Below are 23,230 nucleotides of genomic sequence, written 5' to 3'. Positions count from 1 at the left end.
ACCATGACTTTCGCGCTCTGGTACCAGGTCGCCGTCACGTCACCGGGCAGCCTGGCGCAGCCGGTGACCGTGTCCAACGACGTCCTCGCCGGGTCGCTCGTGCTGGACGCCGAGATCACGGTGACGATGACCGAAGGGGCGGCGACCGACACGTTCGAGGTCGTGCTGATCAACCTGCCGACGGACACGGCCGACCTGGTCCGCGCCGCCCAGGCGACGACGGCGGTGACCGCGACCATTCGCCTGGGCTACTTCGACGACGTGGCGACCAGGACCGGCGACGGCGGCTTGGTGCTCGTCGGCCGGGTCACCCGCGTGGTGAACTGCGTCGGCGAGGACGGGTACGGCCGGACGATCCTCTACGGGCAGGAGGAAGCCGGCTACCTGCTGCGGAACACGCCGGCCGCGGGCCAGGCCACCGGCACGGACGCGGTGCGGTTCGCCCGAGACCTGGTACGCCGGGCGGGCGGCGTTCAGCTGGCCCCGAACTCGACGCTGCCGGGCGACCTGACCGGGTTCACCGTGCGCACCGGGTCCACTTTGGACGCCTTGGGCGCACTGGCCACTCGGGCGGCCGTGCCGCTGGTGGTGCGCGACGGCGACGTCTTCCTGGGCGACGCGGTCGGCGCGGCGACCGACACCGCACCGGTGGCCTTCGACCCCGACACCAACATCGTTTCCCTGCACAGCCTCGACGGCGAGGACACCGCGAGCACCCCGGCGCCGCCGGTGCACAGCACGCTGAGCATGACCGTGCTCGGCCATCCGCTCCTGCGGGTCGGCCAAGTCGCGAAGGTGACGGGGTTGTCCGGGGTGCCCTCGGGGACCCTGCGGATTTCCCGGGTGCTGCACCGGTTCACCACCGACGGCGGGTACGTCGCGCGGCTCGAGCTCATCGCGGCCGAAGCCGGGCGGCGGGCCCAGGTCACCACCGGCGTCCAGGTCGTCGTGGACCGGTGGCGGGAACTGGTCGACCGGGCGCAGGACGACCGCCCGGCGATCGACGTCGGCGAGGTCACCGAGTACACGGCGGACGGGCACGTGGCGTCGTTGCAGTACGCGCAGCAACCGGATCCGGCCGTCGCCGCGCCGAGCGTCGCCGGCCCGGTCGACGGCGGGACCGAACTGCACGGCAAGCCGATCTCCTCGGCGTTCGCGTTCGACCGGACGGGCCTGGTCGTGCCGGTGTACCCGCGGATGCGTGCCCTGCTGGCGCACAACCGCGGTCTGGTCAACGACGCCGTGCTGGCCGGGTTCCTCTGGACGGACGAGCCCGAGCTGCGCCGCCCGGCGAACCGGCCGGGCGACCACTGGCTGGCGCTGCCCACCGGTCTCGGTCCGGACGGCCTGCCCACCGGCCCCGGCGTCAACGACCTCACCGACGCCACCGGGCACCGGGTGATCCAGGCCGCCGGGCTGCGCGTCCAGGTCGGTGCCGGCACGTTGCCCGAGGTGGGCACCCGCCCCGACCCGCCGTCCGACGGCTCGATCACGATCGAGCACGAGAGCGGCACCAGGATCCGCGTCGGCGCCGACGGCGGCGTCACCATCACCACGGACCACCAACCGATCACGCTCACCAACGGCGGGGTCAGCCTCAAGCTCGACGGCACGAAGGTGGCGGTGTCCTGATGGCCGCCGTGCTCACCGCCGCGTCGATCCTGGTGTGCCCGCACCGGTTCCCGTTCAAGGTCGCCCCGAGCCAGGAACTGCTCGCGGTGGACGGCGAGTTCGTCCTCCTCCGGAGCGACCTGCTCAAGGTGAAGATCGAGACCTGCACGAACAACCCGAAGTGCACGAACATCACCGAGGTCACCGCCGGCCTGTCCACCACGCTGGCGATCGGCGGGGACCAGGTGGTGCTCGACACGGCCGCGGGAACCACGAACGCGGCACCGGGCTGGCAGGTCCAGCTCGCCGCCCAGGACAAGCTGGAGGCGAAATGACCACGCCCGACCCGTTCGGCCGGGGATTCCTCGTGCACGACGGGGATCTGGTGTTCGAGGGCGGCAGGCCGGCCGAAGTCACCGGGCTCGCCAACCTCGTCCAGGCACTGACCCTGCGGGTGCTCACCCCGTTCGGGTCCGACCGCTTCGACCCCGACTACGGGCTGGACGTGAAGCAGGCCTTCACCGCACCGAACAGCACTCGCATCGTGAAGGAACTGCTGAAGCTGAACCTGGTCGGCACGCTGACCGCCGATCCGAGGGTGAGCGCGGTCCGGCGCGTCACCTTCGACGACGACCCGGACCGACTCGCCACCGATCCGGACGGGGGACGGGTCGCCCGCATCAGTCGCCAGTGGACGGTCGTGGTCGACCTGGAAACGGCGACCGGGGACACGGCGACGCTGCTGGCGAACGTGGAGGTGTGACGATCGTGACCGATTTCGGGGTGACCCCCAGCGGGTTCGTGCTCAAGCCCGTCGACGTGCTGCTCGACGAGGCGATCGAGCGGGCCAGGTCCGTCTTCCCCGGCGCGGACCTGACCACCACCAGCGCGCTGCGCAAGATACTGGAGACCACCGCGGCCGAGGACGGCGAGCTGTGGAAACGGCTGGAGGACCTGTACTTCGGCAACTTCATGTCCACCGCGACCGGCGACGCGCTGGACCAGCTCGGCGAGGACGTCGGGGTGGCCCGCCGTCAGCTGGCGAGCACCGGCACGGTCCGGATCACGCTGGACAACCCGGCAGCCGGAGAGCGGCACGTGCTGCCGGAGGGCACCGTCGTGGTGACCGGCGAACCGGTCCGGGCGTTCGGGACGGTCGCGCCGGTCACGCTCGACACCGCCACCCGCACCGCGGACGTCGACGTGGTGGCGTTCGGCCGCGGCCCGGACGGAGACGTCGACGCCGGTGCCATCACGGCCGTCGATCCGGCGTTCCAGGCCCAGTTCCTCACCGGCACCGCGCGGTTCACCGTGACCAACCGGGCCGCGACGACCGGCGGCACCGGGCGCGAGCCGGACGAGTCCTACCGCAACCGGCTGCTCGGGCTGGCCCGCAACCTCTGGACCGTCGACGCGGTGGCGCAGGCGGCACTGGGCGTCGACGGCGTCGTGGACGTCGTGCTGTCCGACCCGCTGGGCGGCGTCGACGTCTCCCAGAGCCTGTTCGACCTGTTCAACTTCGACCAGCGCGCGTTCAGCAGCGAACGCCGGGTGGGTGAGCCGTACTTCTTCACGGTCGTGGTGGCGCACGACCCGCTCCAGAAGTGGCACACCGTCGGCCCGGTGGAGGGCATCTTCGAGCGGGTCACCACCGCGGTGGACGCGGTGCGCCCGATCGGCATCCACGCGAACGTCGTCGAGGCCGACCACATCGAGGTCGGGGTGCGGGCGACCGCGGTGATCGCGTCCGGTTCGGACGGCACGGCCCTGCTCTCGTCGATCCGCCGCCGGCTGGCGGCCGACATCGGCGCGCTGCGGCTCGGCGGGGACGTCCTGTACTCCCAGGTGGTCCGGGCGTTCGTCGAACAGCCGGGGGTGCTGGACGTGCAGAACCTGCACCTGCGCCGCTCCCCCGCCGCGTTCGGCCGGATCACCTTCGGCGACGTCCCGTTCCAGCGGGTGGTCGCCGAGGCCGCGGTCGGGGAGAACCTGGCCATGGGCCCGACCGAGCTCGCGACCTTCGTGGCCGACGGCGACACCCTCGACGTGACGCTGGTGATCCGATGACCGGGCCGATCGCGGCGAGGCGGATGGGCCGCCGGCTGACCGCACCGTTCGAACGCGGCGCGGACACGCTTCCCCTGGGCCTGAGCCTGTTCACGAGTTCCCAGGCCAGTGTGGACACTTACGACTTCACCGACCACACGGCCCGCTTCGACGCGGCCCCGCAGCCGAGGTACGTGCTGGCCACGGCCCGGGACATCGACGTCGACACCACGGTCCGGCTGGACTACGACGAGCCCGGTGCACCGTCGGGGTTCACCGTCGTGACCGTGCCGGCGGGGTCGGTGGCCGGCACGTCGTTCCTCCTCGAGGCCCCGGTGTCGGCGACCGCCCGGCTGACCCTGCTGACGATGGGCACGGCACCGTTCGACAACCGGCCCGAACTCTGCTGGACCTTGACCGTCCTGCTGGGCAACACGGCGAAGCTGCTGTGGGCGGTGGGCGCCGAACGGGACCAGCTGCGCGGGCACGCGGTCCGGACGTTCGCGCAACGGCACCTGCCGAGCGCGGCCGGGCTGAGCCTCGACCTGATCGGGCACGACCTCGGCGTGCCGCGCTTCCCACCGCAACCTTACGGGTTCGACGCGGAAACGGTCGCGCTCTACCACCTCGGCGACGCGGCGGGGGCCGTCCCGCCGGTGGCCGACCTCACCGCCGGGTTCCCCGGCCGGGCCGGATTCCCCGGCGAACTCGCCGGAACGGTCCAGCTCGGGGTCGCCGGGCGGTACGGCCAGGCGATGGGGTTCCGCGAGCCGGGAGCCGCCGTCCGGATCCGGACCACCGCGGCGTTCGACATCGGCGCCGAAGACGGGTTCACCGTCGAATGCTTCGTCCGCCCCGATCCGGACGCCGACGGACCGGTGCTGAGCCGGCGTCCGGCGCCGGACGGGGACGGGCCGGGCTGGGTGCTGCGGGTCGGCCGCTTCGACGGGCTGGACCGCAACGTGCGGTTCGTGATCAGCGACGGCACCACTGTCATCGACCTGTGCGCGGAGGTCAGCCTGCCGACGGACCGGTTCACCCACCTCGCCGCGGGCTTCGACCGGCTCACCGGCCACGTCAGCCTGTTCGTCGACGGGGTGGTGAAGGACTTCCGGTTCCGGTTCCCGCTCGGCGCGGTCGTGACCACGGCGGATCTGCTGATCGGCGCCGCCGGTGGCGGATTCCGCGGCGTGGTCGACGAGGTGCGGATCAGCTCGACGGCGCGGGCCGACTTCTCGCCGGCACTCGGCGAGGACGACGAGCACTACCGCCGCCGGCTGGCGCTGTTCCGCCGCTGGACCCTGCCCACCCCGGCCAACCTCGCCGCGGTGCTCAACGAGCTGGCCGGCCCGATCGGCAGCGACCCGGAAGCCGAGGGCACGCTCGTGGTCGACGACACGAACGCGACGCTGGTCCGCGGGACGCGCCTGGTGCACATCCGGCCGAAGGTCCTGCTGCCCGGGGAAAGCATCGACGCGGCCGGTCGCCGCGGAGTGGCCGAGGCGACCGTGGTGGGCAGTGCCGCCGAGGAGGACACCTTCGACCCGGCCCTCCTGCTCCGCTACGACAACGAGGACGTGGACTTCGACCCGCCGCCGGTGCGCGCGCTGGAGCCCGGTGAACGTCCGCCCGACCCGCACCTGGTCCAGATCGGCGTCGCCCAGTGCCTCGACCGGCTGTTCGCCCTCGCCGGTGCCGCCACGGCGCCGCCGGGACGGCTGCTGATCAGCTCGGCGTACGACCCCCGCGCGGCCGACCTGCGGGCCACCGGCCGGGCCGTGCTGCTCGGCCACAGCTCGCTCCCGCTCGGCAGGCTGGCCGCGCTGGCCCACCGGGCCGGCTTCGACTTCGTCGCTTTCCGTGCCGGTGCCGGGCGGGTGTACGCGGCCACCGCCCCCGGTGACTACTTCGCGATCGAACTCACCCCGGCCGGCACCGGGCCGACCGACCTGGACGTGGGCGCGACCGCGACGCTGTCACTGCGTCCCGCGCCGCCGGTGGACGCCTTCCTGCGGTGGCTGGTCGTACCCGCCGACGGCGGCGGGCGCGCGACGCTCACCCCCGCGGGCAATCCCGGGTCGCCGCACCGGACTGCTTCGCTCGAAGCCACCGCCGCCGGACGGCTGATCGTCAAGGTCGATGTGGTCCGCGGCCGGCACACCGTCTCGGCGACCCGGTCCCTGCGCGTCGGCCTCACCGGACTGGCCGAGGGCGGCAAGATCACCGCGGACGGCACGACCGGCGTCGATTCGTCCGTCGTGGACAGACCGGAGGCTTTCTTCGATCCGGCGTTCCTGGCCGACCACGACGATCCTCGCGTCGACTACGGCTCGGACGCCGCGCACAAGGTGCAACCCGCCGTCGCCGAGCTGCTGGACGCGCTGCTGGCCGAGCTGGCCCGGCGCGGGACCGGCGGCAGGCTGAGCGTGTCGCTGCCGTCCCCGGTCACGCCGGCGTCGCGGCAGGGCAGGCAGCTCCTCCTGCGGCACAGCGTGCTGACGCCGAGCGGGCTGGCCGGGCCCGCGTTCGCGGTCGGCTTCGGCCACCTCGAACACCAGGGCACCGACCTCGTGGTCACCCAGGCACCCGGGCAGCTCGTCCAGGTGCGCGGTCCGGAAGGGATCGAGCGGGGCGCGGTCATCGAGCTGGAGGAGGGCGACACCGTGGACCTCACCGCGAAACCGACGACGGCGGCCCTGCACGACGCCGGGGTCACCGGGCAGGTGCCCGGTGCGGGGCCGAGGCTGGGCTGGGCGTCGGGCACGTTCGACAACGCCGCGATCACGCTCACGTCCACCACCCAGCCCACCAGCACGCTGCACGCCGGTTCCGCCGGGACGGCGTGGGTGCAGGCGGGCTACCTGGTCGGCGGCGAGCCGACACCGTACACGTTCCGGGTCCGGCCGCGTGCGGACCTGGACACCCCGGCGACGGTGATCACCAAGGACCGGTTCGACCTGATCATGAACATCCTGAACGTGCTGCACCCGGTCGGCGTCGAGGTCGACACCGCCGCGATCCGCGCGCACGTGGTCGAGCTGCAGGGTGACCTGTCGCAGGTCAACCCCGACTTCACCTACCCGAAGTTCCGGGTCCGCGGCCCCCTGCCGCGCCAGGCGAGAGGGCCGGCCGATGGCTGACATCAGCTTCACGCAAACCTTCCACCACACGGACTGGGTGGACGACGTCGACCGCGTCCGGGCCGCCGAGCCGAACGGTTTCAACGCCCGGTTCGCCGCGATCGAGACGGATCTGGCGCAGCTGTCCGCGGTCGTCGCCGAGGTCGACGACGTGCTGAGCCACGCGGGTTCGCGGCAGCGGCTCACCCTGCCGCCCACGCTGGTGCCGCCGGAAGGGGCCACCCCGTGGCTGATCGGCAGCGACGGGACGGCCACGGTGGTGCCGGGTTCGAGTGCTTCCGGGCTGCTGAACGTCGTCCTGCCGAACGGCGCCACCCTGCTGTCGTTCCGGGCGTTCGGGCTGGCGAGGGGCGCGTCGGTGTCGATCTCGCTGTCCCGCGTCCAGATCGGCAGCAGCACACCGCAGGTGCTCGCCACCGTGACCGGCAACGCGACGCCGTACAACCGGGTGGTGCTCATCGATCCGTCGGTGCCGAAAACCGCCGCGGCCACCTCGCGCTTTCTCATCCAGGCCACCGTGCCGGTCACCCCGGCCGACGCGTTCGTGTCGGTCGGCGCCTTCCAGCTCACCTACTCCCTCGACTGAACGGAAAGAGGAACACCGGTGGCACACGTGAGTTTCACCCCGACCTTCCACCACACCCCGTGGGTGGACAAGATCGACCGCGTCGAGGCCGACGGCCCGAACGGGTTCAACACGCGGTTCAACGCCATCGGCGCCGATCTCCAGCAACTGTCCACAGTGGTCAAACAGACCGGCGCGGAGGTCCAGCAGTTCCAGGCGCCGCCACCACCGCGGCGCCAGAACCGGCTGCTGAGCTGCACCCCGGTGTTCCGGAAAGCTCCGCAGGCCGGCAAGCCGTGGGCGACCGAAGCCGACGGCACGGCGGTGGCCAGGACGAACGCGATCGGCGGCGTCTACTTCGGGGTCATGAACCTGACGCTGCCCGGCCGGTTCCAGCTGGCCGCGATGAGGGTGAAGGGCATTTTCGTTCCCGACGACATCGGGGAGGCCTTCGCGGACGTGGTCCTGTCACGCAGTCCGCTTCAGCTCACGCCCGGTCCGCCGGTCGTCGAGCAGGTGGCCGCGTTCAACGTCGGGGCCACGCTCACCACCACCTTCGACGCGCTCGCGACGGTCACGGAGGCGGCCGCCGGGATCGATCCGGACGGCTTCCGCTACTTCCTCACGGCCCGGTTCGAGATGCCCGACGCCGTGCAGCTGACGACCTTGATGTCGATCGAGACGATCCAACTCACGCTCGTGCCCGCCTGAGCAGGCCAAGGACATCGGAGACAGCCATGATTGGTGTTGCCTTTTCGAGCCCGGCACCCGGCAGCAGTGTCGGCCGGACTTTCACCGTGACGGGCACCTATTTCGACGACGGCACGGTGGACAACCAAGGCCACGATCAGTTCTCCATACTGCAGATCCTGGTCGACTTCGGTGCCAACCGGTTCCCCAAGGTCGCCGCGACCATCGGGAACGGCACCTGGTCCGCCACCGGATCCATCCCGGCCGGTGTCCGGCACGGCGACGTGGTGACCCTGAGTTTCGACGCGAGCATCCTGGCCCTCAGCAGCAGCGGTGACCAGCCCGGCGGATACGACGTGATCGACACGCGCCAGGTGGTGGTGGAGCAGACCGGGCCGCAGGTCGTCATCGACCCGTTCCAGAACGACGTGACCGTCCAGCAGCTGCCGTTCCGCGTGCCGCTGCTCTCCGGCCGTGCGCTGGACGACGCGGGCGTCACCGGCGTGCAGTTCACGATCGACGGCGGGGCCCGCCAGAACATGGACTCGGTCACCGGCGACCCGGCCCAGGTCACCTGGTCGAAGGCCAACGTCGGCTTCGGCACGGGCCAGCACACCGTCGTCGTGATCGCCACCGACGCCTTCGGCAACGAAGGGACGGCGTCGACGACCGTCACCGTGCGCCTCAACACCCCGCCGCCCCCGCCGCCACCCCCACCGACCGGCGACATCACCTTCACACCGACGTTCCGCCACACCGACTGGATCAACAACGTCGATCGCATCGAGGCGGGCGGCCCCAACGGCTTCAACGTGCGCTACGACGCGATCGACAGCGACCTGAGCCAGCTGTCCACCGTGGTCGGCCGGATCAACACCGCGCTCAAGTTCCCCGGCGTCGTGCTCGGCGAGCAGCGGCTCACCCCCGGCCTCGACCTCGTGTCCCTGCCCGCCGGTGAGTGGAGCTACGACGACACCGGGATGGCGCGCCCGGCGGTGGCGGGCGCGCAGGCGATCATGCACCTGTCGCTGCCGGAACCGGTCGCGCTCCGGAACTTCCGGGCCATCGGGTTCTACCCCGGTCCGCCGGCCTTGTTCGTCATCCGGCTGTTCCGGTCCTCCCTCCTCGACCAGAACCTGCCCCCGGAAGAGCTGGCCGAGATCCGGCTCGACTCGCCGGAAGCCAGTCCGTTCGACCACACGGTGCCCGTGCCCGACGCGGTCGCCACGGTCGACGGATCGTTCCGCCACTACGTCACGGTCTTGAGCCAGACCACCGACGTCAGCCTGGCCACCATCCAGCTCACCTACGTCGCGACGTGAGCCGGTGCGCATCGACTGCCACGTCCCGATCACCGTCCGGATCGTCGGAGTGCCGACCGACGACCAGCTGGCGGCGGTGGGCCAGGCGCTGACCCGGGCGGTGTCCGCCCGGGTGGCCGAGGCCGAGCGCGTGCTCGCCGAGCGGCACGGCGACCCGGGAGGCGCCACCACGGAGGTGCGGGAGCGGTACGACCCCGGCCGGCAGGGTGCCGACGGCTACGCCGTCCCGTCCTTCCAGCTCGCCGGCGACCCGGTCGCCGTGCCGGCGTTGCCGGATCTGAGCGCCAACGAAGCGGAAGCGCTCCGCGTGCGTTCCGCCGGTCCGAACCTGGTCGATCCCACGCGGTCCGCGGCGGACAACGAGGCCGCGGTGCGTGCGCTCGCCCTCGACATCTTCGGCTCCCGGGAAGCGGTGGAAGCGGTGTTCGCGAGCCTGTCGCCGTTGGTGCGGCAGGAGGTCGACCGGCAGCACCCGCCGGAGGGGGCGGACGCGATGGCCGACCACCACCTCCAGTTCTTCATCCGGATGCGCTTGTACTTCTCGACGTGGGAGGACCTCCTCGACCACTTCCGGAACTTCACCGAGGTGAAACGTCCGGCTACCCAGGACAATCCCGAGGTCGACGTCGTCTTGCACCGCGATGCCGCGGACCGGCTGGAACGCGTCCTGAACCTGCTCCCGAAGCATCCCAAGATCTATGGCGGGTTCCAGTTGCGCCATTTCGAGGAAGGCGAGATCCAGACCCCGGGTTTCATGATCCACGCCCTCGGCTACGCCCTCGACATCGCCGCCGCGGAGAACCCCAAGATCGGCTTCCAGAGTTCCGGCACCCGCCGCTTCGACCCCCACCAGATCGCCGCGGCCATCGACCCCCGCGGCGCCCACATGGACATGGGCAACGACTGGCCGGGCATCGTCAAGGCGATGGGACAGCGCCTGGCCGCGGACACGACAACACTCGCCGCCGACGACCAGGATCCCGTGGCGAAACGGGTCTTCCAGCTCTTCGAACAGCAGTTCCACCAGATGCAACGGGGTTCGCTCGGCTTCATCGGCACGTTGTCCCCCGCCCACCGGACGAAACTGCTGGACGTCCGCAAACGGTATCTCGACGTGCTGCGTGAAATCGCGGCACAGCGCGGCAAGCAGACGCCGGCGAGTCTCCAGGAGCGGCGGAAGGCCATTCTCGAAGAGATCCCGCCGCTGGTCACCGAGTGGATCACCGCGCTCGACTCCGAAGTCAAGGCGTCGCTCGCCAAGCACCCCGGAATGGACAAGCTGCGCCCGCCCGCCGAAATCCGGGCCGATCTGCAGCACGCCGAGAAGAGACTGCAGCTGGCACAGCAGGACGAGCAACGCGCCAAGACCGCGACCGCCGCCGCGGTGCGACGGCGTGACGCCGCGATCGCGAAAACCCGCCCGGTCGGGCGTGACTGGACCCCGGCACCCGTGGAAGCCATCCGGGACGCCGCGGCCAGGCGGCAAGAGGCCGAGACCGCGCTGCGCGAAGAGATTTACGCGAAACGCGTACGCGACTCGGCCGCCGCCACCCGCGATCGGCTGAAGGCGGAGCTGGCGACCTCCGACGTCCCGGCGCTGCGGCCCGCCTGGAAGTGGATCACCGAGGTCACCGAGCTGCGCGAAGAACTCGCCCACCCCGACCTGTCGACCTCGGCGGGCATCGGGACGTTCGAAGCGCTCACCACCGGTGATCTGCGCAGCATCGCCCCGGCCGACAACCCGCCGCTGCTCCGGTTGCTGGAGGCGGGCTTCTTCAACCCGAAGGACGGGTTCGACCTGCAGTTCTTCGAGGAAATGGCGCACAGCGGGTTCGTGCCCGGCGCGACCTGGCAGTTCGGCGGCGCCGACCCGATGCACTTCGAACTGCAGGAAGGCCGGGAACGGATCAAGCCGCCCGGCACCCTGCCACCGCGTGCGCACTGACGAAGAAAGGCGAGAGCCGTGCGGAAGCACTACCACCTGCCGTCGGCGGTCACCACCGCCGACGACCTGCCGGCGCCGGAGCGGGAGCGGCTGACCGCCGTCGTGCTGGACGCGGTGGCGCGGGCGGTCCACCCGGTCGGACTCACCGGCAGCACGGTCACGGCCACCCCGGGCCGGCCGCCGGCCCGGGAGCCGTTCGCCGGCCTGCGGGTGACCGCCGACGGTAGCGCGTACGCGACGCCCAGCTACGACGACGGCGGGCGTCCGGTCGGGGTGCCGCTGCGTAGCCGGTCGTTCCCGTTCCGGGTGCGGCTGGACCGGCGGCTGGACAGTGCCGAGCTGCTCCGGGAATTCGTCCGGCAGTACCGGCACGTGGCCGGCGCCGAGGCCGCCCGGCTGCTCGACGCGGAGCACTGGCATTGGACAGGGACGCCGCCCGAGGTCACCGACGCCGATCTGGCGCGGCGGTACAAAGTGCTGCACGTCGTCGACCACAGCCTGCGCCTCGCCCACGCCGCCCAGCAGGCGGCGAACGAGCAGGCGCTGGCCGTGTTGGGCGCCGGACAGCGCGACGAGCTGAACGCCGAGGCGGACCGCCGGTTCCGGGCCGCCACCGGCCGGACCGGTCAGCTCGGCAGCGGCCAGGAGGACAGGGAACTGGCGGCGTACTGGCTGGGCGTCCGCGACGAGCTGCTCCGGGAACGGCGGGAGATCGACGCGCTGCCGCCGCGGATCCGCGATTTCCTGTTCACCGAAGGGGCACCGCGCGCTGCCGGGCCGGCCGACTACGCCGCCGTGCTCCGGCTGGCGCACAAGCTAGCCGGGCTCACCGACGCCGAGCTGGCCGGGTACCCCGCCAAGGTCGACGCGCACACGACCGACTGGCGCCGGTTCGAGGCGTCGGTTGACCGGTATCTCGCCCAGGTGGCCCGGTTCCGCGAGGCGGGCGTCACCGTGGAAAGCGCGAAGACCGCGCTGTTCGAGATGGACGGGCTGTACGAGCTGTACAAGGTTTGGCGGGCCGTCGGCGGCATGTCGGGCACGTACGCGGCGGTCGACGAGACCCGCGCGCACGCGATCGACGCCGAATTCCGGGCGGCGCTGGCGAAGCACGGGCTCGCCTCGCCCGCCGCGTTCGAGGGGCTCGTCTCCGACTTCCTCGCGGCCTTCGAGGACAAGACCGTGCTCATCGGGTTGGAGCTGCTGGACGGCTATGACCGCCTCCTCAGCCTCGAACAGCAACGGCTCGAAGCCCCCGGTGCCGCCGACCGGCTGGTCGCGGCGCTGGCCGGTACCCGGGCCAAGGCGCTGTACGCCGAGGCCGAGGAGAAGGCCGGCACCGCCCGGGCCATCGGCCCCGATCCCGAGCTGCACCGCTACCTCGGCGACGACTACGCACGGAAGACCCGGCTGGCCGCGGAGGCCGCTCAGGCGCAAGCCGCCGCCGACGAGCTGGTCACCGCCGCGGCGGCCGGCCCGCTGGCGGCCGAGGAGGGCTTCGACCGGGCCGCGCTGGCCCAGGCGGCGAGTGCGGCCGAGGTCCTGCGCGTGGTCCGGACCTACGTCACCCGGCACCGCAACGGCGTCGCCGCCACCAGCGCCGAGCTCAAGGCGGACCGGGCGTTCGGCTACGACCTGCCGCCGCTGCACGAACTCTCGCTGAGGCTGCAGGACATCCGGGAAGGGACCCTCTACTTCCGGATCGTCGAGGACCGGCTCAAGTCGCGGCAGGCCCGCAAGAGCGTGACGGCGATCGTGCTGGCGGTGGTGACGCTCGCGATCAGCGTGGCCACGGCCGGCACCGGGACGGTGGCCCTGCTCGGCGCGCTGGCGGTGTTCGGGCTCGGCGCCTGGCAGGCGGTGGAGGCCTACCAGGAGTACCGCCGCGGGCACGGCGCCCACCTGGCCGGGCTGGTGCAGGATGACCCGTGGTTCGGCTGGGTGCTGGTCGCCGTCGCCGGTGCCGGGATCGACCTGGCCGGGGCGGCCGCGGCAATCCGCCCGGCGGAGCCGGCGCTGCGGCTGGCCAAGACCACCGGCGACGCGGCCCGGCTGGCCGCGGACCTCAAGGCCGCCGGGATCTCCGAGCGGCTCGCCGCGGGCATCGTGGCCCAGTTCCGCGGCGCCGTCGGCCTGGACGCGGCGCTGCGGGACCTGGCCGCGGCCGCCGGCGGGGTGAACTCGGCCATCGGCGGCGTGCGGGGCATCGGCCCGATGGTCCGGGCGGCGTACTACGGGATCCGGCAGGGCATCGTGTCGCTCGACCGGTTCGTCCTGCGGCTGCGGGCCGCCCGGCTCCTCGCCGAGGGCGAGCTGAGCGCCGGGGAACTGATCCGGCTGCGCGCGGCCTTCGAGCAGGCCGGTACCGCCGGGCGCCGGATCCGCACGCTCGGCACCGAACTGGGCCTGTCCGAAGAGCAGCTGTCCGCCGTCGTCGATTCCTGGGGCGCCAACCCGGCCTGGACGCTGGCCGAGGTCGAGGGACGGCTGCGCGCGGTCGCCACCGGGAACGTCCGCGCGGCGTACGAGTCCGTGCTGGCGAACCGGCCCGTGCTCGACCGCGAACTGTCCACAGTGGAGCAGCGGATCGCCGCCGCCGCGGGGCGGCCGAACCCGGCGGACCTCGCGCGCTGGGACGAGCTGACCGCGCGGCTGTCGCGGCTTCGCGAGATCGACTCGGTCAGCGTGGCACCGCGCGGCGGGCGGATCGTCGAGGTGTCCCTGGACGAGGCCGCCCCGAACTTCTTCGAAACCGTGGCCCCGGTCGTCCCCGACCCGCCGGTGGTACTCGAGTTCCCCGACGGCACCCGGGTCTGGCGAACCGCCGCCGGCGGTCCCGTCCGGCACGAGTCGACGCTCGGCGGTTCGCTGGGACGGGCCGGGATGGAACGCGGCATGTATTCCGCGGGCCAGCACGGCAACCTGCCGTCGGGCCCGTCCTACGAGCGGGCGCACACCCTGGGCCAGGGAACCGGCTTCGAGAGCCCGTACGGCATCTTCTACGCCCCGGAATTCGTCAACCAGCGGCTGCAGAACGAGGGCATAGAGGCGTACCTGCGGACGGTCGCCGCCGGCGCCCACCCGGGTGAGACGTTCCGGGTGTTCACCAAGGTCAGACCCCACCCGGACACGTTGCGGCTGGCCACCATCGACTACCGCCTGGTGCGGGTCGACCAGGCCGGGGCCGAGGAGGTGGCCTCGTATTCGATCGTGGTCAGCAGTTCGGCCGAACACCCGGTGGTGACGGCGGGCGCGTTGCGGTTCGCCCCGACGTCGACCGGCCGGGCGATGGCCACCCGGTTCCCGATCCCGCCGCAGCTCACCACGGACGCCCGCTTCGCCTACTGACTTGCCTTCGAGCGCGCTCGAAGCCTTAGCGTCGCCGCCATGACGACACAGACCTGGATCATCACCGGCGCGACCCGCGGCCTCGGGCGCGCCCTGGCGGAAGCGGCGCTCGCGGCGGGCGACAACGTGGTGACCGCCGTGCGGCGGCCCGAGCGCGTGTTCGACCTGGAGGCCGCGTACCCGGACCGCTGCCTGGTCGTGAAGTTCGACGCCCGCGACACCACCGCGGCCGCGGACCTGGTTAAGGACACCATCGGCCACTTCGGGCAGCTCGACGTCCTGGTCAACAACGCCGGCCGCGCGGTGGTCGGCGCCGTCGAAGAAATCGGCGACGCGCAGCTGCGGGAGCTGATGGACCTGCACCTGTTCGGCCCGGCCGCCCTGGTCCGCGCGGCGCTGCCCGCCATGCGCGAGCGCGGGACGGGGACGATCGTGCAGATGAGCAGCCAGGGCGGACGGCAGTCCTTCCCCGGCGTGTCCGCGTATTCGGCGTCGAAGTTCGCCCTCGAAGGCTGGTCGGAGGCACTGGCGGGCGAGGTCGCCGGGTTCGGGATCCGGGTCGTGCTCGTCGAACCGAGCCGGTTCCGCACCGGGTTCAACGAGGCCGACGTGCTGGAGTTCGCCGAGCCGTCCGAGACCTACCGCGACGTGCTCGCGCGAGTGCGCGCGGACATGGCCGGCGCCGACGGCCGCCAGGAAGGCGACCCGGTCCGGGCCGCGGACATCATCGTGTCCGTCGTGCGCGGCGACGACGTGCCGCTGCGGCTGCCGCTGGGCAGCGAGGCCGTCGAGCGGCTCACCCGGGCCTACCGGCGCGACCTCGACGGCGTCGAGCGGTGGGCCGAAACCGCCCGCAGCGCCGATTTCGCCGACGTCCCGCCCTCGTCGCGGCCGATCTAGGCTGGACGGCATGGCCACGGACGAACTGCTGACCAGGGCGCTGGCGATGCTGGGCGAAGACGACGTGTCGGTCGAGGCGATCCACCGGCTCACCGACGTGGGCGGGATGACCGAGCCGATGACCATCGCCGAGGTCGCCGACATGCTCGACATCTCGCCGCACACCCTCCGCTACTACGAACGCGCCGGGCTCGTCGAGGTCGGCCGCGACCGCAGCGGATACCGCGTCTACGACGAAGATGCGGTGCGGCGCCTGGTGTTCCTGACCCGGATGCGGCTGTCCGGGATGCCGATGCGCGACCTGCAGCACTACATCGGGCTCGTCGACGCCGGGGCGGGCACCGTGCCCGAGCGGCTCGACATGCTCGTCGAGCACCGCGACACCATCCGGCGGCGCATCCGCGAGCTGACGCTGTCCCTCGCCGCGACCGAGTACAAGATCGCCACGTACGGCGGTTCGACCGGGCCGGAGGTGACGCGCACGCCACCCGGTCCGGAGCGGCCCTAGCGGGCGGTCAGTCCGTCCACTCGATGTGGTGCTGGGTGAGCCACGCCGCGGTGTTGCGCGGGCCGCTCTTGAGCCGCCGGGAGATCGCGATGTCGCGGATGAGCCGCTTGACCGGCCCCGGCGTGGCCGTGCCGCCCATCTTCGCGCTGGTGGCCACCAGGCGCTCGACCCGCTCCCGGCGCAGCTGCTCGTAAGCCCGGAACGCCGCCGCCGGCTCACGGAGGTCACGCAGGCACTTGGCCAGGACAACGGCGTCCTCCATGGCCATCGACGCCCCGTGCCCGGCGTTCGGCGCCGCGGCGTGGGCGGCGTCGCCGATGACGATCATCGGGCCGGCGTGCCACCGCGGCGCCGAGGCGATGTCGTAGCCGTTGTTCGCGCGGATCTGCTCCGACGCCGCCACGATCGCCGCCGCCGGCGACCGGTCGCGCCGGAGCACGGCGATCGCCTGCCGCTGCCACTCCTCCAGCGACGTCGACGCCAGCTCCGCCTTGGACACCTCCGGGCGCGGGATGTTCACGAACCACCACGTCTCGCCGTCCGGCGCGGTCGTGTACGCGAAGAACACGCGCTTGCCGTAGATCATCCGGTACACCCCGGGCAGCGGCTCGACCGGCGCGTGCCGGGCGTAGCCGCACAACACGACCGTCCCGGTGTAGCGCGGCTGCGGCGCGTGCGGGTCGATGATTTCGCGGGTGGCCGAGTGGACGCCGTCGGCGCCGATCAGCAGGTCGCCTTCGCGGCGGGAGCCGTCCTCGAAGAACGCCGCGATGCCGCGCTCGGCGTAGATGTCCACGTCGCCGAGCCGTTCGCCGTGCTCGATCGTGATCCCGCGGCGGGTGGCTTCCTCGTGCAGGACCCGGTACAGCTCGGAGCGCTTGATGGTGTGCGGCCCGTACGAGCCTGCCGTACCGCCGCCGATGGGTGCTTCGCCGAGCTTCTTGCCCGAGCCGCTCCAGAAGAACGCGCGGTCGGCGGGGAACGACGCCTGCAGCACCGGCTTGTCGGCGTCGATGGCGTGCAGGGCGTCGAAGCCGTTGTTCATGATCGTCATGAACGCGCCGACGTCGTCCGCGCCCGGCTCCTCGGCCTCGTAGACGACCGAGCCGATGCCCGCCTTCTGCAGGGCCATGGCCGTGACCGGCCCGGCGATGCCCCCGCCGATGATCAACGCCCTGGTCATTCCGCTCCCCTCGGCTCCCGCCCCGCACCGGCCACGTGGGTGGCGAGCGGCACTCGACGACCCGGGATGGTAGCGGCGATGCGCGCGTCGCCGGGCGAAAGACCCGACCTCGGGTCAACGGCTGCGTCGTCGCCGCGCCACGGCGAGCAGCGTCAGGCCGGTGCCGAGCAGGACCAGCAGCGCGGCCGCCTGGGCGGGCAGGCCGCCGACGCCGGTTCCGGGGAGGCCGCCGGTCGTCGGCGGGCTGCCGGGCGAGCCGGGCACCGGAGAGGCGGCCGAAGAAGTGCCCGACGTGGTCGTCGGCGTCACGGTGACGCCGGAAGGACCGGTCGTCGTGGCCGAAACCGAGGTCGAGGTCGAGGCCGAAGTCGTGGCCGAAGTCGAGGTCGAGGCCGGCGTGGAGGACGTGGTCCGCGTGGTCGTCTTGGCCGTGGTGGTCGAGGTGACCGGGGTGGTCGTCGGCGGCCGGGGCTCGCAGTGTGCCTCGGTTTCTCCGAGCCGCAACGAGGTCAACGGCCCGTCGTACACGGCCTTGCCGTCCTTGTCCTTCAGCGACGCGGTGACGTCGATGTCCAACCAGGCCCGGGCATAGCCCTGGCGGCTCTGCGCGGACGGGTCCTGCAGCGGCGTCACCACCACCGTCAGGGTGCTCTTGCCGATCTCACGGGCGCCCAGCTGGGCGCCGGTCACGCTCAGCTCGTTCCGGCCCGTTCGCACGAGGTGCCCGAGCACCTCGATCGCGCCGCCGTTGGTGCGGTTGTACGCCAGCGCCCACGGGCCCACCGGCGGCGGGACGCATTCGGCGTAGGAATCGAGCGAAGCCACCTTGAGGAACGGCTTCCGCCCGAGCTTCACCTCCAGCGCGGTCAGCTGCGCCTGCGCCCAGTTCTTGGCCGGGTCGGCGGCGGTCCGCACCTCCTTGGTGGCGACGCCGATCCGGCTCAGCATCCCGTCGGGGTCGCCGAAGTCCCCGTTGTCGGTCTGTCCGGGACCGGAGGACTCCGCGACGCCGTACCGGCCGGTGTAGGCCTCGAGTCCGAGCGCCTCGACCGGCGAAGTCGTCAGGCGGACGAGGGTCGCGGAGGCGGGGGCGGAAGACCGCGCGACCGGCACGACCGCCGGTTCGGCGACCGCGAGCAACCCGACGCCCGCGGAGAGAACCAGGCCGGTCAGCACGGGGGCGAGGCGAAACGAAGGCACCGGATCAACGAAACACAGGTGATCACGCCCGGCGAGCGGGATCGCTGGTTCGGGTTCGGTGATCAACCGAAGGAGTGAGACCGCCGCTCGGATGGTTCGACCGGTCAGTGTCCGACGTCGACCAGCGAGGTGAGGCCGCTGATGGTGAGCACCGGCCCGAGCACCGGGTTGATGACGAGGCTGATCTGGTCGGCGTGGGCGAAGAGGGCGTTGATCGCGCCGCTGTCGAGGTAGTCCACCGCTCGCAGGTCGACGATCACCGGGCCGTCGGCCGTGGCGTCGCCGAGGGCGCGGCTGAAGTCGGCGACGTTGCTGAGGTCGATCTCGCCGGTCGCGGTCAGCACGCGGTTGCCGTCGCCGCGGCGGGACGTTTCCAGGGTGAGCGGTGTCATGCCGGGATCCTCGCGTGCAGGTGGACGGTGGTGCCGTCGGCGGTCGGGTGGACGCTGACCTCGTCCACCAGTTCCCGCATCAAGGTCATGCCGCGGCCGCGCCGCGAGGTCGCGCTCGGCTGCGGGGGCTTCCACGTGCCGGTGTCGGTGACGGTCACGTGCACCCGGTCGGCCAGCGCGATCGCGTTCAGCCGGACGGGACCGCCGGGGGTGTCCCGGTGGCCGTGTTCGATCGCGTTGGCCACGGCTTCGCCGGTGGCGACCAGGACGTTCTGGATTTGTTCGGTGTCCAGGCCGCACCGGTCCAGCCAGCCGCGCAGGGCCCGGCGGGTGGGCGCCAGCTGGCCGGCGTCGGCCAGGAAGTCCAGCTCGAGCGGGCCGGGCTGGCGGTAGATGAGCACGGCGACGTCGTCTTCGTAGCCCGCCGCGGGCGCCAGGCCGGTCATGAGCTTGTCGGCGAGTTCGTCCGGCGTCGTGGTGGCGCTGCTTTCCAGGAGCTCGGCGACGCGGGTGATGCCCTCGTCGAGGGGGCGGCGCCGGCGTTCCACGAGGCCGTCGGTGTAGAGCAGCAGGGTGCCGCGGGGCGGGATGACGACCCGCGCTTCGGGCCGGTCCAGGTCGGCGCGGACGCCCAGGGGCAGGGAGTGGCCGTCCTCCAGCAGCCGCGTGGTGCGGTCGGCGTGGACCAGGACCGGCGGCGGGTGACCCGCGCTGGAGTAAGCCAGCTCGCCGGTTTCCGGGGTGAGCACCCCGCAGAAGGCGGTGGTGCAGGCGGCGCCGGGCAGCCTCGCGGCGAACCGGTCCAGTGCGGCCAAGGCGGCGGCCGGAGTGGGGTGCTCGAGCAGCAGGGCGCGGCAGGCGCTGCGCAGCTGTCCCATGACGGTGGCCGCGGCCAGGCCGTGCCCCACGCAGTCGCCGACGACCAGGGCGATGCGTCCGCCGTCGAGGTCGACCAGGTCGTACCAGTCACCGCCGACCTGGAGGGCCGGGTGGCCGGCTGGTACCGCACGGCGAACCCGCCCGGCAGCTGCTGCGGGCCGAGGATGGCGTGCTGCAGCGCCAGCGCGGTCTCCCGCTGCTGGTCGTGCTGGTGGACCCGCGAGAGCCCTTGGCCGAGCCGGCCGGCGAGCACCGTCAGCAGCGTCTCGTCCTCCGACGTGACCCGCCGCCGCTCGGCCGGCTCGAGCCACAGGACCAGTACCCCCTCGGGGTGTTGCAGCGCGATGCCGACGGCCTCGGCGTCCCCGGTGGCGGGGGTGAGCGGGTCACCCGCACGCAACGCTTCGATCGTCTGCCGCACCTCGGGCGCCAGCTGGGCCCATCGCACCGGCTCGCCGGCGCACACCAGCCGCGGCTCGGCCACTTCGGCGGCGGAGGTGGGGAAGGTCAGGGCGACCACCCGGTGGGCCTTCCACAGACGGCGCAGCTCTTCGACCGACGCCGTCAACGCCTCGGCCACCGTGTCGGCTTGCGAGAGCTGCTGGCTGAGCGCGGACAGCGCGGCTTGGCGCTGCACCAGGTAGTGCTCGGCGGTGACGTCCCGGAAGGTCCCGACCGTGACCCGGCGGCCGGTCTCCGGGTCGTCGACGTGGTTGAAGCTCGCCGTGACCCACACGCGGTGCCCGTCGCGATGGGTGACCGGAACGGTGTAGCTGCCGTGCGGATCACCCACCATGCCGGCAAACGCCTCGGCGGCCTGCTCGTGCGCGTCCGGGTCGGTGGTGGCGTCCGGCCACCAGGGGTGGAGCGGCTCGTAGGGCAGGCCTTCCGGACCGAACCCGAGGATGTCGGTGAACGTCGCGTTGATCTCGATGACCGAGCCGCTCTCGTCGCAGACGAAGAACGCCTCCTGCAGGGAATCCACCAACGCGGTGCGCCAGCGGGCGTGGTGGTTGCGCAGGCGCGCGAGTTCGACGTTGGCCCGGACCCGAGCCAGCAGTTCGGCGGCGGCGAACGGCTTGACGAGGTAGTCGTCGGCCCCCGCCTGCAGTCCTTCGATGGAGGCTTCCTGCCCGGCGCGCGCGGAGAGCAGCAGGACGGGCACCGCGGCGGTGCGGGCGTCCCCGCGCAGCTCGGCCACGAGGGCCAGGCCGTCCAGCTCCGGCATCATCACGTCGCTGATCACCAGGTCCGGCGGATCCGTGCGGGCGGCCTCGAGCGCCTTCCGGCCGTCGACGGCCGTGGCGACCAGGTAACCGGCGTCCGTCAGCAGCCGCGTCAGGTATTCGCGCATGTCGGCGTTGTCGTCGGCGAGCAGGACACGGGCCGGGACGGCGGCGCTGGTCTGCGCCGGGCGCGGTGCGTCCTCGACGCGGTCTTCGTCCGGCAGCCAGCGCAGGGCTTCCTCGACGTACTGCTCGGCGATGGTGGAGGGAGCGACGCGGGTCGCGGCCGGGACGAGGAAATCGGCGGGCAGGTGGGTGGAACCGAACGGGAGGCGGATGACGAACGTGGTGCCCGTGCCTTCGGCGCTGTCGGCGGCGATGGTGCCGCCGTGCAGCTCGACCAGCTCGCGGACCAGTGCCAGGCCGATACCGCTGCCCTCCCCGGAGCGGGCGCGGGCGTTCTCGATCCGGTGGAACCGCTCGAACAGCCGCGGCATCTCCGCCGTGGGCACGCCGACGCCGGTGTCGATGACCTTGACGACGGCGCGTCCGTCGTCGCGGCCGACGGTGACGGTGACCGAGCCGTCGAAGGTGAACTTGAGGGCGTTGCTGAGCAGGTTGAAGACCACCCGCTCCCACATGCCGCGGTCCAGGTACACCGGCTCGCGCAGCGGCGGGCACTCGACGGTGAACGTCAGCCCGGCTCGTTCGACGGCGGAACGGAACACACTGGCCAGCTCGGCGGTGACCGCGGCCAGGTCGACCGGCTCGTACCGGGCCTGCATGCGGCCGGCCTCGATGCGGGAGAAGTCCAGCAGGGTGTTGACCAGCTTGCTCAACCGGAGGCTGTTGCGGTGCACGACCTCCAGCTCTTCGCGGGCCCGCTCGTCGCCTTCGGCCCAGCGGCCACGCAGCTCCTGCACCGGACCCAGGATCAGTGTCAGGGGCGTGCGGAACTCGTGGCTGATGTTGGAGAAGAACGTCGTCTTCGCCCGGTCCAGCTCCGCCAGTTCTTCCGCGCGGCGCTGCTGGGCCTGGTAGCTGCGGGCGCTGGCGATGCCCGCGGCGATGTGCCCGGCCACCAGGTCGATGAAGCCGCGGTAGCCGTCGTCCAGTTCGCGGTACCGGTTCAACGCCGCCACCAGGAACCCGTACGGGGGGCTGCCCTGCTGCCGCAGCGGCACGACCAGGGCGCGGGTGGGCGGCTCCGGCCACGAGCCGGACGGCAGCCCGGGGAAGACCGCGCTGTCCAGGTCGACCAGCACCGCCTCTCCCCCGGCCGCGGCCTCGACCGGCCACACGGTGGCCGACGGCGCCGCCTCGATGCCGGTCGCCGCGGCGAGCACCGCGTCCGGGCCGTCGAAGAGGTAGGTGAGGGTGAACGGCAGGTCACGCAGGTCCTGGCCGAGCTGACGGCCGGCGAAGGCGAGCACCTGCCGTTCCGTTTGCACCACGCTGGGGTCCGAGCCGAGGTCCCGCAGCAGCGCCATCCGGCGCTCGCCGATGACCCGCTCGGTTTCCTCGGCGACGACGCAGAGCATGCCGACCACCTGGCCGGTGTCGTCGCGCAGCGGGCTGTAGGAGAAGGTGTGGTAGGTCTCCTCCGGGTAACCCGAACGCTCCAGGAACAGCAGCAGCGCCTCGTCCCAGGTCGCCTTGCCGGTGGAGAGCACCGTCCGGATCCGCGGACCGATGTCGTCCCAGATCTCCGCCCACACCTCGCTCGCCGGCCGCCCCAGCGCCCACGGGTACTTCCGGCCCAGTGTGTCCCGGCGGTAGGCGGCGTTGCAGAAGAACGTCAGGTCCGGGCCCCAGGCCATCCACATCGAAAACCGCGACGACAGCAGGATGCTCACGGCGGTCCGCAGGCTCTGCGGCCAGTCCGCCGGTGCGCCCAGCGGCGTCGACGTCCAGTCCACCCGCGCCAGGTCGCGCCCGATCTCGTCGTCGGCGGCGAACACCCCGCTCAACGGACTGCCTTCAGCAACTTCGGAACGCACTCGAGGCCTCTCATGGTCACCTGCCGGGCGTGGGCATTCTGCCGCGGTTCCCTGGTCCGGGCGCGTACACGATGGTGTTCGGAGCCGTCGGCGCACCGGTTCGGCGCGGCTCGGGCACGGGAGGCGACCCTGCCGGCCCTCGGGTTTGGAGCCGGCAGGGTCTAGACCCGAAGGAGCCCGTACGGGAGATCCGGATCCAAGATCTCCTTACCCGAGCGGCAGGCACGGAAAACACGAATTGCTCTCGGAACCAGGTCCGGTGCGCGGTCGGCCGG

At 72.3% G+C, this 23,230-nt stretch carries 16 protein-coding genes and 1 pseudogene; 12 read left to right on the top strand and 5 right to left on the bottom strand.

Annotation, left to right across the window (positions count from 1 at the left end; genetic code table 11):
* The first annotated feature begins 3 nt into the window (after nucleotides 1-3).
* The 12 genes from HUT10_RS46580 to HUT10_RS46525 all read left to right on the top strand — a co-directional run bounded on the left by HUT10_RS46580 (nucleotide 4) and on the right by HUT10_RS46525 (nucleotide 16,075).
* Nucleotides 4-1,632: a hypothetical protein gene (locus tag HUT10_RS46580; RefSeq protein WP_176177058.1), complete on the top strand. Its 1,629-nt coding sequence runs from the start codon at nucleotides 4-6 to the stop codon at nucleotides 1,630-1,632.
* Entirely contained in the window at nucleotides 1,632-1,946 is a 315-nt protein-coding gene (locus HUT10_RS46575; protein ID WP_176177057.1) for a hypothetical protein, read from the top strand. The genes HUT10_RS46580 and HUT10_RS46575 overlap by 1 nt, the downstream gene beginning before the upstream one ends.
* Nucleotides 1,943-2,374 carry a hypothetical protein gene (locus HUT10_RS46570; RefSeq protein ID WP_176177056.1) on the top strand — a complete coding sequence of 144 codons (432 nt, stop codon included), beginning with the start codon at nucleotides 1,943-1,945 and terminating at the stop codon, nucleotides 2,372-2,374. Before HUT10_RS46575 ends, HUT10_RS46570 begins: the two co-directional genes overlap by 4 nt.
* Nucleotides 2,375-2,379: 5 nt before the next feature.
* Nucleotides 2,380-3,678, top strand: coding sequence for a baseplate J/gp47 family protein (locus tag HUT10_RS46565; protein ID WP_176177055.1), 1,299 nt, complete (start codon nucleotides 2,380-2,382; stop codon nucleotides 3,676-3,678).
* Entirely contained in the window at nucleotides 3,675-6,797 is a 3,123-nt protein-coding gene (locus HUT10_RS46560; RefSeq protein ID WP_176177054.1) for a LamG domain-containing protein, read from the top strand. The genes HUT10_RS46565 and HUT10_RS46560 overlap by 4 nt, the downstream gene beginning before the upstream one ends.
* Entirely contained in the window at nucleotides 6,790-7,383 is a 594-nt protein-coding gene (locus HUT10_RS46555) for a hypothetical protein (RefSeq protein WP_176177053.1), read from the top strand. The genes HUT10_RS46560 and HUT10_RS46555 overlap by 8 nt, the downstream gene beginning before the upstream one ends.
* 18 nt (nucleotides 7,384-7,401) lie before the next feature.
* Entirely contained in the window at nucleotides 7,402-8,073 is a 672-nt protein-coding gene (locus HUT10_RS46550; protein ID WP_176177052.1) for a hypothetical protein, read from the top strand.
* 86 nt (nucleotides 8,074-8,159) lie between these two features.
* A complete protein-coding gene (locus HUT10_RS46545) occupies nucleotides 8,160-9,374 on the top strand; it encodes an Ig-like domain-containing protein (protein WP_176177051.1) in 1,215 nt (404 codons plus the stop codon).
* 4 nt (nucleotides 9,375-9,378) lie between these two features.
* A complete protein-coding gene (locus HUT10_RS46540; protein ID WP_176177050.1) occupies nucleotides 9,379-11,319 on the top strand; it encodes a hypothetical protein in 1,941 nt (646 codons plus the stop codon).
* A gap of 18 nt (nucleotides 11,320-11,337) precedes the next feature.
* The gene (locus tag HUT10_RS46535; RefSeq protein WP_176177049.1) at nucleotides 11,338-14,667 is read left to right on the top strand and encodes a polymorphic toxin type 4 domain-containing protein; all 3,330 of its coding nucleotides are present in this window, start codon (nucleotides 11,338-11,340) and stop codon (nucleotides 14,665-14,667) included.
* Between the two features lie 39 nt (nucleotides 14,668-14,706).
* Entirely contained in the window at nucleotides 14,707-15,567 is an 861-nt protein-coding gene (locus tag HUT10_RS46530; RefSeq protein ID WP_176177048.1) for an SDR family NAD(P)-dependent oxidoreductase, read from the top strand.
* A 10-nt stretch (nucleotides 15,568-15,577) separates the two neighbouring features.
* Nucleotides 15,578-16,075 carry a MerR family transcriptional regulator gene (locus HUT10_RS46525; protein WP_176177047.1) on the top strand — a complete coding sequence of 166 codons (498 nt, stop codon included), beginning with the start codon at nucleotides 15,578-15,580 and terminating at the stop codon, nucleotides 16,073-16,075.
* Nucleotides 16,076-16,082: 7 nt separating this feature from the next.
* Here the strand turns inward: HUT10_RS46525 and HUT10_RS46520 are convergent, their stop codons facing one another.
* From HUT10_RS46520 to HUT10_RS51595, 5 genes and pseudogenes are all read right to left on the bottom strand, one after another.
* Nucleotides 16,083-17,258: an NAD(P)/FAD-dependent oxidoreductase gene (locus HUT10_RS46520; protein WP_176177046.1), complete on the bottom strand. Its 1,176-nt coding sequence runs from the start codon at nucleotides 17,256-17,258 to the stop codon at nucleotides 16,083-16,085.
* A 114-nt stretch (nucleotides 17,259-17,372) separates the two neighbouring features.
* Entirely contained in the window at nucleotides 17,373-18,458 is a 1,086-nt protein-coding gene (locus tag HUT10_RS46515; RefSeq protein WP_176177045.1) for a hypothetical protein, read from the bottom strand.
* Between the two features lie 104 nt (nucleotides 18,459-18,562).
* Nucleotides 18,563-18,850, bottom strand: coding sequence for an STAS domain-containing protein (locus HUT10_RS46510; RefSeq protein ID WP_176177044.1), 288 nt, complete (start codon nucleotides 18,848-18,850; stop codon nucleotides 18,563-18,565).
* Nucleotides 18,847-19,758: a SpoIIE family protein phosphatase gene (locus HUT10_RS51600; protein ID WP_254897340.1), complete on the bottom strand. Its 912-nt coding sequence runs from the start codon at nucleotides 19,756-19,758 to the stop codon at nucleotides 18,847-18,849. Before HUT10_RS51600 ends, HUT10_RS46510 begins: the two co-directional genes overlap by 4 nt.
* 674 nt (nucleotides 19,759-20,432) lie before the next feature.
* Nucleotides 20,433-22,775, bottom strand: a pseudogene (locus HUT10_RS51595) (ATP-binding protein); the annotation flags it as partial.
* Between the last annotated feature and the right edge of the window lie 455 nt (nucleotides 22,776-23,230).

Source organism: Amycolatopsis sp. Hca4 (assembly GCF_013364075.1).
Classification (GTDB): Bacteria; Actinomycetota; Actinomycetes; order Mycobacteriales; family Pseudonocardiaceae; genus Amycolatopsis.
Note: the sequence above shows the minus strand (reverse complement) of the source record. Positions and strands in the feature narration are given on the sequence as shown.

Bases quoted from the DNA above. Each gene is read 5' to 3' on its own strand.
- HUT10_RS46580 (WP_176177058.1), top strand. From the start codon at position 4: ATGACTTTCGCGCTCTGGTACCAGGTCGCCGTCACGTCACCGGGCAGC.
- HUT10_RS46575 (WP_176177057.1), top strand. From the start codon at position 1,632: ATGGCCGCCGTGCTCACCGCCGCGTCGATCCTGGTGTGCCCGCACCGG.
- HUT10_RS46570 (WP_176177056.1), top strand. From the start codon at position 1,943: ATGACCACGCCCGACCCGTTCGGCCGGGGATTCCTCGTGCACGACGGG.
- HUT10_RS46560 (WP_176177054.1), top strand. From the start codon at position 3,675: ATGACCGGGCCGATCGCGGCGAGGCGGATGGGCCGCCGGCTGACCGCA.
- HUT10_RS46555 (WP_176177053.1), top strand. From the start codon at position 6,790: ATGGCTGACATCAGCTTCACGCAAACCTTCCACCACACGGACTGGGTG.
- HUT10_RS46530 (WP_176177048.1), top strand. From the start codon at position 14,707: ATGACGACACAGACCTGGATCATCACCGGCGCGACCCGCGGCCTCGGG.
- HUT10_RS46525 (WP_176177047.1), top strand. From the start codon at position 15,578: ATGGCCACGGACGAACTGCTGACCAGGGCGCTGGCGATGCTGGGCGAA.
- HUT10_RS46520 (WP_176177046.1), bottom strand. From the start codon at position 17,258: ATGACCAGGGCGTTGATCATCGGCGGGGGCATCGCCGGGCCGGTCACG.
- HUT10_RS46510 (WP_176177044.1), bottom strand. From the start codon at position 18,850: ATGACACCGCTCACCCTGGAAACGTCCCGCCGCGGCGACGGCAACCGC.